The 17,048-nt window shown below is 45.2% G+C and carries 15 protein-coding genes; all 15 read left to right on the forward strand.

The features are described from left to right. Positions 1-19: 19 nt before the first annotated feature. Positions 20-292, forward strand: a complete 273-nt coding sequence (gene flgM / locus ACYVRS_RS14140; RefSeq protein ID WP_054117006.1) for a flagellar biosynthesis anti-sigma factor FlgM — start codon at positions 20-22, stop codon at positions 290-292. Continuing rightward, positions 293-649: a hypothetical protein gene (locus ACYVRS_RS14145; RefSeq protein WP_312500034.1), complete on the forward strand. Its 357-nt coding sequence runs from the start codon at positions 293-295 to the stop codon at positions 647-649. 11 nt (positions 650-660) lie between these two features. Next, entirely contained in the window at positions 661-2,181 is a 1,521-nt protein-coding gene (gene flgK / locus ACYVRS_RS14150; protein WP_461203594.1) for a flagellar hook-associated protein FlgK, read from the forward strand. Positions 2,182-2,185: 4 nt separating this feature from the next. Further along, complete coding sequence (gene flgL, locus ACYVRS_RS14155) at positions 2,186-3,106, forward strand: flagellar hook-associated protein FlgL (protein ID WP_461203595.1); 921 nt, start codon at positions 2,186-2,188, stop codon at positions 3,104-3,106. A 139-nt stretch (positions 3,107-3,245) separates the two neighbouring features. Further along, positions 3,246-4,175, forward strand: coding sequence for a flagellin N-terminal helical domain-containing protein (locus ACYVRS_RS14160; RefSeq protein ID WP_461203596.1), 930 nt, complete (start codon positions 3,246-3,248; stop codon positions 4,173-4,175). Positions 4,176-4,286: 111 nt separating this feature from the next. Next, positions 4,287-4,661: a flagellar protein FlaG gene (locus ACYVRS_RS14165; RefSeq protein ID WP_312499700.1), complete on the forward strand. Its 375-nt coding sequence runs from the start codon at positions 4,287-4,289 to the stop codon at positions 4,659-4,661. Positions 4,662-4,665: 4 nt separating this feature from the next. After that, the gene (fliD, locus tag ACYVRS_RS14170) at positions 4,666-6,090 is read left to right on the forward strand and encodes a flagellar filament capping protein FliD (protein ID WP_461203604.1); all 1,425 of its coding nucleotides are present in this window, start codon (positions 4,666-4,668) and stop codon (positions 6,088-6,090) included. A 39-nt stretch (positions 6,091-6,129) separates the two neighbouring features. Beyond that, complete coding sequence (locus ACYVRS_RS14175) at positions 6,130-6,456, forward strand: hypothetical protein (RefSeq protein ID WP_461203597.1); 327 nt, start codon at positions 6,130-6,132, stop codon at positions 6,454-6,456. 14 nt (positions 6,457-6,470) lie between these two features. After that, positions 6,471-6,839: a flagellar export chaperone FliS gene (fliS, locus tag ACYVRS_RS14180; protein ID WP_054117014.1), complete on the forward strand. Its 369-nt coding sequence runs from the start codon at positions 6,471-6,473 to the stop codon at positions 6,837-6,839. A 155-nt stretch (positions 6,840-6,994) separates the two neighbouring features. After that, entirely contained in the window at positions 6,995-8,722 is a 1,728-nt protein-coding gene (locus tag ACYVRS_RS14185; protein WP_461203598.1) for a hypothetical protein, read from the forward strand. A 156-nt stretch (positions 8,723-8,878) separates the two neighbouring features. Next, positions 8,879-9,319 (forward strand): MarR family winged helix-turn-helix transcriptional regulator, encoded by a 441-nt coding sequence (locus ACYVRS_RS14190; protein ID WP_461199013.1) that lies wholly within the window; start codon positions 8,879-8,881, stop codon positions 9,317-9,319. Then, positions 9,316-11,031, forward strand: a complete 1,716-nt coding sequence (locus ACYVRS_RS14195; protein WP_461203599.1) for an ABC transporter ATP-binding protein — start codon at positions 9,316-9,318, stop codon at positions 11,029-11,031. The genes ACYVRS_RS14190 and ACYVRS_RS14195 overlap by 4 nt, the downstream gene beginning before the upstream one ends. Continuing rightward, positions 11,024-12,790: an ABC transporter ATP-binding protein gene (locus ACYVRS_RS14200; protein ID WP_461203600.1), complete on the forward strand. Its 1,767-nt coding sequence runs from the start codon at positions 11,024-11,026 to the stop codon at positions 12,788-12,790. The genes ACYVRS_RS14195 and ACYVRS_RS14200 overlap by 8 nt, the downstream gene beginning before the upstream one ends. 131 nt (positions 12,791-12,921) lie before the next feature. Then, a complete protein-coding gene (locus ACYVRS_RS14205; RefSeq protein ID WP_054117018.1) occupies positions 12,922-14,358 on the forward strand; it encodes a glycoside hydrolase family 1 protein in 1,437 nt (478 codons plus the stop codon). A 165-nt stretch (positions 14,359-14,523) separates the two neighbouring features. Then, the gene (locus ACYVRS_RS14210) at positions 14,524-16,977 is read left to right on the forward strand and encodes a heavy metal translocating P-type ATPase (RefSeq protein ID WP_312542423.1); all 2,454 of its coding nucleotides are present in this window, start codon (positions 14,524-14,526) and stop codon (positions 16,975-16,977) included. Positions 16,978-17,048 lie beyond the last annotated feature (71 nt).

Here is a 17,048-nt window from a genome sequence, read left to right on the forward strand (position 1 = left end):
CGAGAACGGAGGAGAATCTATGAAAATCGAAAGAGGTTATGCCGAATATACCGACAAAGCCATCCAAAGAGATGCTGTCAAACAAAGCAAACCAGCCACCGCAGAAGTCAAGAAGACTGTCGATGTTCAATTATCCGAAACAGCCCAAGCGATGCAAAAAAGTGCCAGCCAAGAAACCAGTCGCAGTGCCAGGGTCGCTGAATTGAAACAAGCAATCAAAGCTGGGACCTATCAAGTTTCAGCCGAAAAAATTGCTGACAACATGTTGGCGCAAGACAAGCAGGTTGATTAGATGAATAGTCGTGAATTTGAACGCCAACTGCAGCAGTTTTCACGACTGCTCAAAAAAGAAAAAGATATTTTGATCAAAAATCAAGCAGCCCAATTGTCAGGACTGGTTGAGAAAAAATCAGCATTTGTACCGATTTTATCTAGTTATGAAGGAGAAATCACAGCAACCATTCAAACGTTGGTAGCGGATATCCAAATCCAGCAACAGGAGAATCTATTGTTGACGCAACAAGCTATCAGTTTTCAAACAGTGTTGATGGAAGCTGTGAAAGACAATATCAAAACACCCGCCAATACCTATTCAAAATATCAAACCAAACCAAGCGTTTCCACCGCAATCATTGACCAAGATATGTAAGGAGTAGAAAGATGACAGGATTATTTGGTACTTTAGGGACAGCCACACGGGGGATGACCGCCAACCAAACAGCGCTGCAAACGACCAGTCACAATATTGCCAATACCAATACAGACGGCTACTCACGACAAAGGGTCAATCTGCAAGCGGAAGCTTCGTATAATATCGCGGGTGTCGGCAGTATTGGCATGGGCGTTAAAGTCGGCAGCGTCGAACGCATCGTCGATGACTTCGTGATTGGCCAAGTGCGTAATGCCTATTCCAACTATACATATTATGAACAAAAAGCAGATATCTTAGGACAATTAGAAAGCATCATGAATGAACCCTCAGACAATGGATTGTCTAGCCAGTTGGCGACAATGTTTGATTCGTGGACATCATTGGCCAATAATCCCGAATTGGACACAGCCAAAACATTGGTATTAGAGAATAGCAGTACATTTGCTGATACGGTCAACCAAATGGCAACTCAAATGACGCAATTACAGAGTGATACGATGGACACGATCGAAAAATCGGTCCTAGATTTCAACGAAAAAGTCAAAGCCCTGCAATCGCTGAATGAGCAAATCTATGGCTTAACGACGAGCGGGGGAACGCCCAATGATTTATTGGATACGCGTGATAGCTTATTGAAGGACCTCTCCGGATTAGCAGGTATCGAAACAACGACCGATGTCTACGGTCGCGGCTTTGTTTCAATCAGCGGGCAAACGATTTTAAATGCAGATACCCGCAATACCTTGAGTGTCGTCGTCGGTCAATCTGATACAGGGGCCGTGGTATCGAAAGATGGCAATCCATTAAATCCTTCGGAAACCATCAGTGGCACCTATCCAGTCGGGACAGTGTTGTTGAGTGAGGCGTCAAACACAGGAACAACTTATCGGGAACTACCGATCAAGGAAGGCGCGATTGGCGGATTGCAGGCTTCAGCCACTGAAATCAGCAGCCGCCTCAATGAGTTGAACCAATTCACGACCACAATTGCCCAAGCCATGAATATGGTCTTTACTGGCGGTGCGTCAAGTACCAGCGGCTTATTTGACTTAAGTACCGACGACACCGGCACGGCCACTACGATCCGTGTCAGCCAATCCTTGTTGGACAATCCAAGCCTAGTCAAAGCCGGGATGACAGACGCTGCGGGAGATGGCACTTTGGCTGCTGCCATGGCGAAATTAAGCACCACCAAACTAGATTTCCCTCTTTCTGAAACAACGCTGGCGTCCTTTGATGCAGCAACATTGACCTTCAGCAATGCAACATCAGGAATGACAGTCAATAGCTACTTCAATAGTATCGTGACCAAGAATGGAATCTCAAAACAGCAAGCCGACAACACAGCCAGTGCACAGTTGTCCTTGCTGAACCAATTAGAATACAAGAACCAATCTGTATCTGGCGTGTCGATCAACGAAGAGATGTCAGATGTGATTCGCTTTCAACAAGGATTCCAAGCCAATGCGCGGCTCATTTCAGTGGTTTCTGAAATGCTAGATACCTTGATCAACCGGACAGGAGTGTAACATCATGCGTATTTCAAATAATATTACCTATAGTGATTTCATGCGAAATCTAAGCACCAATGCCTCTAAAGTCCAAACGACCTTGAATCAGATCTCTAGCATGAAAGAAGTCAGTAAATCCTCGGATAATCCACTGCTGGTGTCGAAAATCATGGATCTCAATGTGTCATTGAGCAAAAATGAAACCTACAGCAATACGATCGCCGATAGCATCTCCTGGACAAAAGCGCAAGATGCAACGTTAGACAGTGTCAGTACCTCGATGTTGCGGATCCGTTCGTTGATTCAGTCTTCAGCGAATGCCACGGCTGGCAGTGATGAGTTAAAAGCCAACCAGTCTGAGATCGAACAAGAAATCAGTGGTATCGTCGAATCCTTGAATACCAATTTTGATGGACGCTATCTATTCAGTGGCACCAACACCACAACTGCCCCCTTTGAAGTGATCAAAGACAATGATGCCATCGTTGGCATCAAATATAACGGCACCAGTCAAGATTTGCCACGAGAAATTGCCAGTGGTGTGTCAGTGAATCTGATGGCAGACGGCGGTCGACTGATGAACGAAACCGGTACGGCAACAGATCCTGAAAACTTGAGCACCTATTTCAATGACTTACTGTCTGCATTACGCAGCGATGATAAGGATGCCCTTAGCGGCGATTTATTGGCAGCCCACGATACGTATGCCAATAACATTGTCAACGTCCGTGCCCAAATCGGCACATTGTATAATCGGCTGGAGGCCGCCGCAGATCGGAATGAAACAGAGAATTTGAATCTGACCGAAACCCTCTCTAACAAACAAGATGTGGATGTTGCCGAAAAATACATGGAATATCAAAATCAAATGACCGCGTACCAAGCCACATTGGCCATGGGAACCAAAATCATGCAAATGACGATTTTGGATTATATCAACTAAATCTAGAACCAGCGACTTTCACTTTTGGTGAAAGTTTTTTATTTTTTTCGCCAAAAAGACTTAACCCACGCCACATTCTGCCGATAGATAGTATCAGAGGGAAACCTTAGCGAATACACACAATTAGGAGGAACTATACATGAGAATCAATACGAATGTTTCAGCATTAAATACGTACTCAAGCTTAACCAGCGCCAATGCATCAAAAAGTGCATCCCTATCTAAATTATCTTCAGGCTTACGAATCAACAAAGCCGGCGATGACGCAGCAGGACTAGCCATCTCAGAAAAAATGAAAGGCCAGATCGGCGGCTTATCACAAGCAAAAAGCAACGCCCAAGACGGTATTTCATTGATCCAAACTGCAGAAGGCGCCTTGAACGAAACCCACAGCATTTTAGGTCGTATGCGTGACTTGGCAGTACAAAGCTCAAATGGTACCTTGAGCCAAGACGATCGCGATGCCATTAAAAAAGAATACACAGCTTTAACAGATGAAATCGATCGTATCAGCACAACAACTGAATTCAATAAAAAAAGTTTGTTGTCTGGCGCTGATACTGCAGGAGAGGCACAAGAGTTTACATTTCAAATCGGTGCAAATGCCAATCAAACCGTTTCAGTTTCAATTAAAAATATGGGATCTGGTTCTGACGGACTTGGTGTGAAAGGCTTAACTCTTGGTGCAGCCAAAAGTGATGCGGAACTTGCAAAGGCTTATGATGGTGCAATAGCGGCAGGAGCAGAGGGCTACGAAGAGGCTTTGAAAGCTTTTAAAGAGAAAGAAGCTACAAATAATCCTATCACAAAAATTGATGCTGCTATTTCAAAAGTTTCAGATCAACGTGCGGAATTAGGTGCATCACAAAATCGTCTAGAACATACAATCAACAACTTAGGTACAACCCAAGAAAACATCTCTGAAGCCAACTCACGCATTCGTGACGTGGATATGGCACAAGAAATGATGAGCTTTACGAAGAGCAATATCCTTTCTCAAGCAGCAACGTCCATGTTGGCACAAGCAAACTCTATGCCAAACAGCGTATTGAGCTTGCTTCAAGGATAAGCACCTTTGCTCTTATCTTTACTTACAAGAACTGTCTGGGGGAAGGGCAGTTCTTGTTTACATAGAATACCGCTTTCGTCTTTTACTTAAATCAGAAATGAGGCATGTTGTATGGCGATCGATCCGATTTCACTAGATGGGGTGGCTAAAATCACACCGGTTCTACCCGTTGAATCAATCAAAGACAGCCAAGTGCTGACGGCGAATGACCAAAACGAAGCACAGGATAAGCAAACAGAGATCCATTATTTCTCGAAAAAAGACCAAGCATCGATCAAGGCTTCGGTGGAAACGTTGAACCACAAATTGTTAGGCAAAGACATGAAATTGGCTTACGAAGTCCATGAACGAACTGGTCGTACCATGGTTCGGCTCATTGATATGCGAACGGAAGAAGTCATCAAGGAAATACCGCCAGCCAATATGTTAGATGTCATCGGCAAGATTTGGGATGACATGGGTATTGCTGTCGATCGAAAGGGATGAAACTATGGCAAGTGTCACCAGCAGTTCAGGTATCAGTACTACATTAGGCAGTTATTCAGGGATCACATCAGATGATATCGAGAGTTTATTGGCGGCTGATTCCGTCAATAAGACCCGGGCGCAAAACAAAATCACCACGATCACTGCCCAAAAGACAGCATGGAGTGATATCAGTACCCGTTTAACCAACTTTCTGAACAAAGTTGAGGCGTTGCAAAAAGTTGATGCCTATCAAACCAAGAAGGTGACCACGTCCAATAGCAGTATTGCGTCGATCGCAGGAACGACCGATGCGCCAGAAGGCACTTATGATCTGAAAGTCAATCAATTGGCGACAGCGACCAAAGTCACTGGGACTAAAGTAGCTGACAGCAGTACGACAGCTTTGAATATTAGTGGACAACTGACCTTGACGAGTGCTGAAGTAGATGACAAAGGGGAAGCGATCACTGCGACCATTGAAATCAGCAGTGAACAAACCCTGAAAGACGTCGCAGCCAAAATCAATGAACAAACCAAAACAACCTCGATTGCGGCAAGTATTGTTGATAATCGCTTGATTTTGACCAATAGCAAGATGGGGGACAAAACCTTCTTAATCGATGGCAACGCTGTCGAAGGATTAGGCATTGGTGCAACAGCAACCACGACCCAAGGTCAGCCAGCGTTGTTTGAGCTGGATGGACTGGCTATCTCTCGAGATAGCAATAGTGTGACGGACGTTATTGATGGCGTGACGTTGACATTGGCCAAAAAAAGTGATGAACATGTGACCCTATCGCTAACCAATGACACGTCTAAAATCGTTGATGCCGTCCAAGGATTGGTGGACCAGTACAACAGTTTGATGAGCTTTATCGGCGAAAAGTTGGCTGTCGGGGACCCCAGCAGCGAGGACAACACTACCGGCGCATTAGTCGGCGACAGTGCGTTGACACGGTTGCAAGCTCAATTAAGAAACTTGATCACGATCCCGTCTGTGAGCGGCTCAGCATTGACGCCTAACAAGTTGGGTATCTCCAATGTCGATAATGAAGGCACTTTAGGTCTAGACACGACCAAATTAAAAGAAGCGATCGCGGCGGATCCGTCAGCAGTCAAATCCTTCTTTTATGCGTCGACCAAGACCAAAGCAGCAGATGGAACATCTACCACGACAGAAAGCGGCTATACACTGGCGTTGAAAGAATTGGCCAATAGCTATGTCGTCAATACCTCTACCAATAAAGGCGTGATTGCAACAAAATCGGCGACCTATGATACCACGATCAAAGATTTGAATAAGCAGATCGAGCGGTTTGACGATATTTTGGCGATGAAAAAAGAACGATATGTCACGATGTTTACCAAACTAGATACGGTCATGATGGAAGCTGAGAGTCAATTGAGCTATTTAACGAGTCAATTTTCAACAACCTCCAGCAGCTAATGAAATACGGATAGGATGCTACGTAGAAAGGATCGAGAGATGGACACTTTTGAGACACTTGATAGCCGTTTGACCCACATTTTGGCAGGGTTCAATCAATGGCAAGGCTCCGTTGAAGAAGCGGCAGCCTTGATGACACAAAACCAATCGTTGCTTGATGGGGTGACCACTGATTCATTGCATAGTCCTGAAACAGCGGCGTTAGCCCAACAAGTTATGAATGCCTATCAAGATTTTTTGGCCCAACTCAAAGCACAGCAGCAAGTGATCAAACAAGAATTGGCCCGGTTGAATCGGCCGAACAATTTGGTCAAAACCTATCTGCAACAAGAAGATGGTGCAGCTTTCGTGGAATTTGATTTATAAGTGAGGAGAAAGAAATGAATTATCAGCAAATGCAAAACAATTATCTGCAAAACCAAGTGATGAGCGCCTCCCCCAATAAATTGATAGAAATGCTGTTGCAAGCAGCTGTCAAACACGTCAAGTTAGGGCAGATCGCCATCACTGAGGCACAGCCAGCTAAAGCCCATCAGCAGTTGACCAAAGCCCAAAATATTCTATTGGAATTGCGCTATGCTTTGGATGCTGCACAAGGTGGAGAGATCGCAGCAGATTTGGATCAACTATACGGTTATATGTATGATGAATTGGTCCAAGCCAATGTCCGCAAAGATCCACAACCTGCAGCACAGGTAGCAAGTTTGTTGTCAGAGTTGTTGGAAAGTTGGCAAACCATCACCCAATAAAAACCATTGGTATCTATGGATAAATGAAAAATAACCGACAAATGATTAAATTTTCCCCATGTATCCCTTTACATTGAGTCTAATTTTTTACCTCCATGCGACTATCTGGTACTCTTTTTATGAGTGTACTAGAAAAGGTGCAAGGAGGTTTTTTTATGCAAAAAATAAAACAGCATCCGCTGATGGGGCAGGTTTTGCTATTGATTGGTATGAGTGTCGTCTTTTTGCTGCCGCAAATCATTGGCAAAGGCATGATCTTAGGGTCCGATGTGGTCTTTCACTTCAATCGTTTTTATGAAACCAGTCAGCAAATCAAAGAAGGCAATTTCCAGTACTTTTTATCGATCTATGGGTTCCAGCAATCTGGGCGGATCGTCAATGCATTGTATGGCCCTTTTTTTGCTTACTTTCAAGGGCTATTGGTTCTGTTGAGTCCTTCTTGGTATGCGTATCAATTGCTGTCAAATGGCTTGTTGTATCTGTTGGCAGGCTTCTCGATGTATGGACTGTTACGGCACCTCAAGGTAAATGGCTGGTTGGCCACAGCAATGGGGATTTTTTATATGTCGACGTATTCGATCCAATACTGGATCGAACGACAAGGATTCTCTGCTTGGGGTGCGGCAGTTTTACCTTTATGTCTGATTCCGTTGATTGCATTAGGCCAAGAAAAAAGGTTGCGGCCATTTGCTGTGGGTGTCTCGGTCGCTGTCTTGTTTCAAATCCATGTGTTCTCAAGTATTTTGCTGGTCTTGATGTACGGGCCCTTTTTTATTCGTGCGTTCTTTCGCAACGAGGAACCGCAGGCCAAACGTCAGCTGATCATCAAATTGGTGGGTGCCATCGCAATTTTTATGGTATTGACAGCGAATATTTGGGTGGGGATGGCAGATCTGTATTTGAATAACCAGCTTTTGGCGCCTTTCGTCAACCATAATATGCAGAACAATACGATTACTGGCACCAGTAGTTACTGGTGGTCAACACCGGTACTGCTGCCGATCCTCTGTGCCCTATTCTTTTGTGGTGCGTTGAAAGTATGGTCCAAGTTGACCAGTGACTTCAAGTTACTGACTTGGGTGGCGGCGGTTTTTTTCATTTTAGCCACCAATTTTGTGCCTTGGACATGGCTGGGCAGTTTGGATAATGGATTGATTGCATTGATCCAGTTCCCATTTCGCTTTTTTGTACCCGCCACGGTGTTGATCATTGCAGGTCTATGCTTGCTGATCCCTTATTACCAAGGTCAGCAGTTGGTCAAACCAGTTTGGGTCCTCTTATTGGTGCTGTTGAGTAGTGGTCAAGTGCTGATCCAAACGACGAACAAAATGCGAGAATGGCAATCAGATGAAGCAGCGGTAACTTTACGCAATCATACTTATTTAGGTACAGACTCTGCCGCTGAATTGAAAGCCGCTTATTTTGTCACAGACAAATCCTTAGCGTTGGACCTTTATCAACGCTCCACACCGGATTATGTGCCGATTTACCAAGAAACCACTGAAAATAAATATGATGCCTATGGGGAGCAAATCATAGAAGGCAACACTACTGTCATAAAGACGGTAGAAAATGGTAAGCTGACGGTACGTTGGCAAGGAGATACTGTTGACTGGGTACAAATACCGATCATCAATTACCGGTATACAGAACTGACGCTGAACGAAAAGCCCCTTATGAGAGAGGATATCCAACTAAGTACGATAGGTGTGGTGACTGTGCAGCAGAAAGTGGGATCGAATGTCTTAGTAGTAGATTACGATGCGCCATGGTATTTTGATAGTGCCTTGTGGCTTACGATGGCAGCATGGCTGATATTACCGATTGGGTATGCCGCTTGGTGGTGGCGATGGTCGAAAAAGACAAGCACAGCAATCAAATAACAATGTAAGCCTCTGCCAATTTGTGCGGAGGCTTCTTCTTTGTTTGATGTGCTATTGACCATTGATGGCAGACTACACCAATCGTTGCGTTCGCAACGATTTTTCTTTATACTAGAAAGCAAGCAAAAAGTCAGAACAGCAGAGAGGAAAGATAAGATGGAAGCCATTATTCGTTCAATCAACCATATCGCCCGCATGGCGACTTTATATCGAGAACAAGAATTGAAAAAATATGGTTTAGGGGCGATGCACCACACCTATCTATTGAATATTTGCCGTCAGCCTGGGATTAGCCAAGAGGCACTGGCAAAGTTGATTTTTGTCAATAAGAGCAATGTGGCCCGTCAACTAGCGGTTTTGGAAGAAAAGGGATTTGTTACACGGCAAACCAGTCAGGAAGACCGTCGGCAATTGCTGGTTTACCCTACAGAAGATGCGCGTGCACTCATACCTGTGATCCAAGACATTTTGCAACGATGGAATGCCCAAGTGATGGTTGATTTTTCCGCCGAAGAACAAAAACAATTACTAGACCAGCTGGCGGTGGTCAAAGAAAAATCCCAACAATTGCTAGAGAAAGCAGAGGTGGGGGAATGAATTTACTCAAACAATATATCAGACCCTATGTCGGTCGCATCTCCCTTGGTGTAAGTATCAAGTTTTTCGGTTCATTGATGGATCTGCTCTTGCCTTGGATCTTGGCTTATATTATCGATACGGTGATTCCTACCAAGGAAGTACCTCAGATTTTTCTTTGGGGCGGGGTGATGCTGATTTGTTCTGTGATTGCCGTTGTGACCAACATTGTGGCCAATCGAATGGCTTCGAGTGTTGCCCGGGATACAACAGGACATATCCGCCATGATTTGTTTGCCAAAGTCAGTTACTTATCGATTCCGCAAATCGAATCGGTAGGTGTGCCATCGTTGGTTTCCCGCTTGACAACCGATACATACAATATTCACCAAACGGTAGGGATGAGTCAGCGCCTAGGTATCCGCGCACCGATTCTTTTGCTGGGGGGGATCATGATCACTGCGACGCTCGATCCAGTCTTGACGCTGGTATTGGTAGGTGTGCTGCCCTTCACATTGATGGCAGCGGTCTTGATCTCTAAACGTGGGATTCCTTTGTTTGCCACTTTGCAGCAGCAAGTGGATTTACTGGTTCGGACTGTGCGAGAGAATGTGACTGGGGCTCGGGTGATCAAAGCATTGTCAAAAGCCGACGTTGAGAAAACCCGTTTTGATCAAGTCAATCGCGGCGTGGTCGCTACTGAAACCCATGCCAATCGAACAATGGCCGCCACGCCACCTTTGATGGACCTTTTTTTGAATATTGGGCTGACACTAGTGATCGTTGTCAGTGCGTTTCGCGTCAATCAAGGGTTGACCCAGCCAGGAGTGATCATTGCCTTTTTGACTTATTTTACGATCATTTTGAATGCGATGTTGAGTATCACCCGTATTTTTGTGATTGTTTCTAAAGGATTGGCCTCGGCGGATCGGATTCAAGCGGTTTTGCAATTGCCGCAGCATATGCGGGTGCTTGATGGTCCAGTGAAAAAAGAAGTAGCCCATATCGTCTTCGATCATGTGTCCTTTACGTATCCGAATGGCAATCAAGTGTTGAAAGAGATCGATTTTTCTTTACTGACTGGAGAGACTCTGGGGATCATCGGAGCGACAGGAAGCGGCAAGTCCACGATCGTGAAGTTATTATTGCGTCTGTATGATCCCACTGCCGGACAGATTCGCGTCGATGGCCGGGATCTGCGAACGATTCCTTCGGAGGAACTGCATCAACTTTTTGGGATCGTCCTGCAAAAAGATATCTTATTTGCCGAATCCATTGCGGAGAATATTGCTTTTGGGCGTTGTTTTTCGAAAGAACAGTTGGAAGAAGCCGCAGCACGGGCACAAGCCAAAGAATTTATTGAAACATTACCTGAACGTTTTGGCCATCAATTACATGCCAAAGGCAGCAATCTCAGTGGCGGGCAAAAACAACGGGTGCTGCTGTCCCGCGCTTTGGCGGGAGAACCAGAAATATTGGTTTTAGATGATTCAGCCAGTGCATTAGACTATCAAACCGATGCTCGTTTGCGCCGGGTCTTAAAAGAAGATTTTCGCGAAACAACAACCATCTTGATCGCCCAGCGCATCAGCTCAATTCAGCATGCTGATAAAATTTTGGTACTAGAAGATGGTGGCGTCAATGGGTTTGGCACGCACGCATCGTTACTAGCGACAAATCAGATTTATCAAGAGATCTATCAAGGACAGACAGGGGGTGCGGTCAATGGCTAATCGAAAAGTTGCCGAAAAACCAAAGAATAGTAAACAAACCCTGCTGCGTTTGTGGGGGTATCTCTATGATAGTAAAGGTCTTTTATTTTTAGCAGCATTCTTGATGATGGCCAGCAATCTATTTGCTTTAGTCGGTCCACTGCTTTCCGGCTATGCGATCGATGCCATTCAATTAGGACCAGGAAACGTTTTGTTCGATAAAGTCTTCTTTTATTGTGGGTTGATGCTGGTCTTTTATATCGCGTCTTCTGTGTTGAGTTATGTGATCTCGCTACTGATGATTCGTTTGAGCCAACGTGTCGTTGCAACGATGCGCAAGCATATTTTTGACAAAATCACTGAACTACCGATTGGCTATTTCGACCGGGTGGCGACAGGGGACATCATCAGTCGCGTCAGCTATGATGTCGATACGATCAATACCTCGTTAGCCAGCGATGCCATCCAAGTTTTGAGCAGTATAGTGACGATCGTTGGTTCTTTCGCAATGATGCTTTTGATCTCACCAGTGCTTGTCTTGATTTTTGTGGTGACGGTTCCGGCATCAGTCTTGTTGACCCGCTATTTGATGGGAAAATTTCAACCGCTATTCAGTCGACGTTCCCGCAAACTAGGGGAATTGAACGGATTTGTGGAAGAAATCATTTCTGGTCAGCAAACGATCAAATTGTATAATCAAGAAGAAGCCATCATTGAACGTTTTGATGAAAAAAATCAGGATGCAGTCGATGCTTATTACAATGCTGAATACTACGGCAGTATGACAGGACCTTCCATCAATTTTATCAATAATATTTCTTTGTCTTTGATCAGTATTTTTGGCGCTTTGCTCTTTTTATTTGGTCACTTGTCTTTAGGGAATGTATCATCTTTTGTATTGTATTCACGGAAATTTTCAGGACCAATCAATGAACTGGCTAATATCTTCAGCGATTTGCAATCAGCCTTAGCGGCGGCAGAGCGGATTTTCCGTTTGTTAGATGAAGCACCAGAGGTTTCTGATGTGTCGGATGCTTATGTGTTTAAAGAAGTCGCGGGTGAGGTGGCTTTAAACCATGTGTCTTTCGGCTACCAAAGGAATCGGCCGATCATACGGGATGTATCATTGACCGTGCCCCCCGGCAGTCTAGTGGCGATCGTTGGACCGACCGGGGCCGGCAAAACGACCATTGTCAATTTGCTGATGCGCTTCTATGATCCGGATAGTGGGGAGATTCGTTTAGATGGTCATGATATTCGTCAAGCGACGCGGAAGAGTCTAAGAGGCAGTTATGCGATGGTCTTGCAAGATACCTGGCTATTTACAGGAACGATTTTTGAAAATCTTGCGTATGGGAAAGCCGACGCTACTTTGGCGCAAGTAGAAGCAGCTGCAAAGGCGGCGCATATCCATGATTTTATCGACAAATTGCCCCATAAATATCAAACGATCATTTCAGAAGACGGTGCGGGGATCTCGCAAGGACAAAAGCAATTGCTGACGATTGCTCGAGCGATGTTATTAGATGCTGACTTGCTGATCCTTGATGAAGCAACGTCAAATGTGGATACCCAAACAGAATTGCTGATCCAATCAGCCATGACAGAATTGATGCAGGGCAAAACATCCTTTGTTATTGCCCATCGCCTGTCAACGATCCGCCATGCTGATTTGATTTTGGTCGTGGAACAAGGCAATATTGTGGAGCAAGGCACCCACGATGCCTTATTGCAAAAAGGCGGACGCTATGCGGCACTGTATCAAGCACAGTTTGAGTAGTGACCCCACGCACCAACTAGCCCAAACTTACTTGATCGACTGTGTTTGTTCGGATAATTCAAGACAAAACAGCAGATAATCGGTATACTAGAGAAGTAAGGGTTATCAACAATCAGAAAGTAGGGCAAACAATGGATCATAAACAGTTAAAAGATTTCCCCGCCGATTTTTTATGGGGTTCAGCTTCGGCTGCTTATCAAGTGGAAGGTGCTTGGGAAGCAGACGGCAAAGGTGTTTCAGTTTGGGATGATTTTGTACGGATCCCAGGCAAAACATTTAAAGGCACCAACGGAGATGTGGCAGTGGATCACTACCACCGTTTTAAAGAAGATGTTGCACTGATGAAAGAACAAGGCTTGAAAACCTATCGTTTCTCAGTTGCTTGGACACGTATTTTCCCTGAAGGTCGTGGGGAAGTGAATCAAGCAGGGATCGATTTTTATCTGGCATTGATCGATGAATTATTGGCTGCAGGGATCGAACCAATGGTCACGTTGTACCACTGGGATCTGCCTAAAGCATTGCAAGAAGCATACGGCGGTTGGGAATCACGTGAGATCATTGCTGATTTCAACAACTATGCAAAGGTCTTGTTTGAGGCATTTCGCGGCAAGGTCAACTATTGGGTCAGTTTGAATGAGCAAAATATTTTTACGTCATTGGGCTATCTGTTGGCGGCACATCCACCAGGCGTAACTGATCCAAAACGGATGTACCAAGTCAATCACATCGCCAACCTCGCCAATGCGACAGTGATCAACACGTTCCATGAAATGGATATGCCGGGCAAAATTGGTCCTAGTTTCGCTTATTCACCGAATTATCCAATCAATAGTGATCCAAAAAATATCTTAGCAGCGGAGAATGCGGAAGACTTGATGGCCCATTATTGGCTGGATGTCTACTTATGGGGAGAATATCCAAAGGCGGCCTTCAACTATTTGGTCGAGCAAGGTATTGCCCCAACCATTGAAGCAGGGGATATGGACTTGCTGCGTTCTGCAAAACCAGATTTTTTAGGTATCAATTACTATCAAACATCGACCAATGCCTTTAACCCATTGGATGGTGTTGGTGCAGGGAAAATGAATACCACAGGGAAAAAAGGCAGCAGTGAAGAAACAGGAACACCAGGAATGTTCAAAAAAGCGGAGAATCCATTTGTTGAACGCACCAATTGGGATTGGGAAATTGATCCGCAAGGGCTGCGTGTCGCTTTGCGAAGACTCACGAGCCGCTATCGGATCCCGGTCATTATTACAGAAAATGGTCTGGGAGAATACGATAAGTTGACAACAGACAAGCAAGTCCATGATCAATATCGGATCGATTATCTAGCCGGACACGTCCATGCCATCAAAGAAGCAATCAGCGATGGAGCCGAAGTTTTAGGTTATTGCACATGGTCCTTCACGGACTTGTTGAGTTGGTTGAACGGGTATCAAAAACGGTATGGTTTCGTCTATGTCGACCAAGATGAAAATCAAGATGGTAGTTTAGATAGAATCAAGAAAGATAGTTTCTATTGGTACCAATCTTTGATCAAAGAAAATGGCCAAAACGCTTAAACAGCAAGGAAAAAAGTGCGTTCTTCGTGAACGTGCTTTTTTTGAACAAAAATCGTTGACAAGTGTAAACGATACAGGTAAAGTATAGACAAGGATGATTACAGTTGTAAACAAAAAAGTGAACAGCATCATCGAACCCCAATCGTTAGAGGAGGAAGGAACACCATGATCGAAACCAATTTTGCTGTGAAAGGCATGACGTGTGCCTCTTGTGCGCAAACCGTGGAAAAAACGACTGCGAAGCTGACCGGTGTGGAAACGGCCAACGTGAACTTAGCAACAGAGAAGTTGCATATCCGGTATGATGAGCAGCAAGTAGATGAAGCGCAGTTGGCAAAAGCTGTTGCTGATGCAGGATACGAATTGATTGGCTCGCAACAAGAAACCGTCTTTGCAATCAAAGGCATGACGTGTGCCTCTTGTGTACAAACAGTAGAGAACGCAGTCAAGCAGCTGTCAGGCATCCAATCTGCTGCTGTCAATTTGGCGACAGAAAAACTGACTGTCGCTTACGATGAGAGATCCATCACGCCAGAAGCCATCAAAGCGGCTGTCAAAGAGGCAGGGTACGACGCACAGTCTGTTTCTGAATCGACACAACAGGATAAAGAAAGCCAAATGCAGCACTTGTGGCGGCGGTTTTGGCTATCTGCTATTTTTACAGTGCCCTTGTTCTACTTGGCAATGGGCGAGATGGTGGGTTTGCCTATCCCAAGTTTTTTGTCACCGATGGCCCATCCGGCGACCTTTGTGACGCTGCAGTTTATACTGGTTATTCCCGTGATGATCTTAGGCAGTCCCTTTTTTGTAACGGGGTACAAAGCCTTGATCAAGGGTCATCCCAATATGGATTCATTGGTCGCATTAGGTACGAGTGCAGCTTTCTTATACAGTTTGTATGGCACGGTTATGGTCTATTTAGGAACGACCCATTATGCCATGCATCTTTACTATGAATCAGCTGCCGTCATTCTGACATTGATTACCCTAGGAAAATATCTGGAAGCTGTCTCTAAAGGCAAAACTTCAGAAGCTATCAAAAAATTGATGGATCTGGCACCGAAAAAAGCCCGAGTGATTCGAAGAGAAGCTGGTGTTATCGACGAAGTCGAAGTGCCCATTGCCGAAGTGGTCACTGGCGATCTCATCGTCGTTCGACCAGGGGAGAAGATTCCGGTAGATGGTGTGATTACTTCCGGCCGCTCTGCTATAGATGAATCGATGATCACCGGTGAGAGCCTGCCAATCGAAAAACAGGTAGGCGATTCAGTCATCGGCGCGAGCTTGAATAAAAATGGTACCTTTCAGTATGAGGCGACAAAGGTCGGCAATGACTCCACATTGGCACAAATCATTCAGTTGGTTGAAAATGCTCAAGGGTCGAAAGCCCCGATTGCGCGGATGGCAGACAAAGTATCTGGTGTGTTTGTACCAATCGTGATCGTTCTTGCGATTGCGGCTGGCTTGGCGTGGTTTTTCCTTGGGCAAGAGTCCTGGATTTTTTCATTAACGATCACGATATCTGTGTTGGTGATCGCTTGTCCTTGCGCATTAGGGTTAGCAACGCCTACTGCCATCATGGTTGGTACCGGGAAAGGTGCTGAAAACGGCGTCTTGATCAAGAGCGGAGATGCGCTGGAAACCGCCAGAAGTATCACAACAGTTGTTTTTGACAAAACAGGTACGATCACTGAAGGCAAGCCAGCAGTTACAGACGTATTGCCTATTTCTGGACATACGGCATCAGAGTTGCTGCAAATTGCAGCATCTGTTGAAAAAGGATCTGAACATCCTTTAGGAGAAGCAATCGTCGCAGCTGCCAACAAGCAGCAGCTGACATTATTGCCTACCACAGATTTTGAAGCTATTCCTGGTCACGGGATTCAAGGTGTAGTTGAAGGCGAAACAGTCTTACTAGGGAACCAAAAATGGCTTCAGCAAAAAGGCATATCAGTTGCTGGCTTGGTGCAACAGGCACAACAGTTGGCAGCAAACGGCAAAACACCGATGTATGCTGCCCGCCATGGAGAAGCAATTGGCTTGATTGCAGTGGCAGATACCATTAAAGCCAGCAGCCAGCAAGCCATTGCGCGTCTGCATGAGATGGGATTGCACATTGCAATGATCACGGGGGACAATACGGCCACAGCTGCCGCAATCGCGAAACAGGTAGGTATCGATCAAGTGATCAGTGAGGTCTTGCCAGAAGACAAAGCCAATCAAGTGGCCCTCTTGCAACAGAATGGAGAGAAAGTCGCTATGGTGGGGGATGGGATCAATGATGCACCCGCATTGGCACAAGCGGATATTGGCTTGGCCATTGGTTCTGGTACAGATGTCGCGATCGAATCTGCAGATATTGTCTTGATGCGCAGTGATTTGATGGATGTGCCAGCTGCTATTGAGCTGAGCCGGGCCACCATCAAAAACATCAAAGAGAATCTTTTTTGGGCCTTTGCGTACAATGTATTAGGTATACCTGTAGCGATGGGCTTGCTGCATCTTTTTGGCGGTCCTTTGTTGAATCCGATGATCGCTGGCGCTGCTATGAGTTTCAGCTCAGTGTCAGTCTTACTCAATGCCTTGCGCTTGAAGCGATTCAAACCAACGAAAGCCTGAGTTGGGTCAATAAAATAAAGGCAGCTAACAGACCCTTAGACAGTGGTCGTCAAGGGTCTGTTTTTTTACTG

The organism is Enterococcus salsurae (assembly GCF_054784955.1).

What these genes read in the sequence shown, in the direction of transcription:
- flgM (WP_054117006.1), top strand. Translation starts at nt 20, where the DNA reads ATGAAAATCGAAAGAGGTTATGCCGAATATACCGACAAAGCCATCCAA.
- ACYVRS_RS14145 (WP_312500034.1), top strand. Translation starts at nt 293, where the DNA reads ATGAATAGTCGTGAATTTGAACGCCAACTGCAGCAGTTTTCACGACTG.
- flgK (WP_461203594.1), top strand. Translation starts at nt 661, where the DNA reads ATGACAGGATTATTTGGTACTTTAGGGACAGCCACACGGGGGATGACC.
- flgL (WP_461203595.1), top strand. Translation starts at nt 2,186, where the DNA reads ATGCGTATTTCAAATAATATTACCTATAGTGATTTCATGCGAAATCTA.
- ACYVRS_RS14160 (WP_461203596.1), top strand. Translation starts at nt 3,246, where the DNA reads ATGAGAATCAATACGAATGTTTCAGCATTAAATACGTACTCAAGCTTA.
- ACYVRS_RS14165 (WP_312499700.1), top strand. Translation starts at nt 4,287, where the DNA reads ATGGCGATCGATCCGATTTCACTAGATGGGGTGGCTAAAATCACACCG.
- fliD (WP_461203604.1), top strand. Translation starts at nt 4,666, where the DNA reads ATGGCAAGTGTCACCAGCAGTTCAGGTATCAGTACTACATTAGGCAGT.
- ACYVRS_RS14175 (WP_461203597.1), top strand. Translation starts at nt 6,130, where the DNA reads ATGGACACTTTTGAGACACTTGATAGCCGTTTGACCCACATTTTGGCA.
- fliS (WP_054117014.1), top strand. Translation starts at nt 6,471, where the DNA reads ATGAATTATCAGCAAATGCAAAACAATTATCTGCAAAACCAAGTGATG.
- ACYVRS_RS14185 (WP_461203598.1), top strand. Translation starts at nt 6,995, where the DNA reads ATGCAAAAAATAAAACAGCATCCGCTGATGGGGCAGGTTTTGCTATTG.
- ACYVRS_RS14190 (WP_461199013.1), top strand. Translation starts at nt 8,879, where the DNA reads ATGGAAGCCATTATTCGTTCAATCAACCATATCGCCCGCATGGCGACT.
- ACYVRS_RS14195 (WP_461203599.1), top strand. Translation starts at nt 9,316, where the DNA reads ATGAATTTACTCAAACAATATATCAGACCCTATGTCGGTCGCATCTCC.
- ACYVRS_RS14200 (WP_461203600.1), top strand. Translation starts at nt 11,024, where the DNA reads ATGGCTAATCGAAAAGTTGCCGAAAAACCAAAGAATAGTAAACAAACC.
- ACYVRS_RS14205 (WP_054117018.1), top strand. Translation starts at nt 12,922, where the DNA reads ATGGATCATAAACAGTTAAAAGATTTCCCCGCCGATTTTTTATGGGGT.
- ACYVRS_RS14210 (WP_312542423.1), top strand. Translation starts at nt 14,524, where the DNA reads ATGATCGAAACCAATTTTGCTGTGAAAGGCATGACGTGTGCCTCTTGT.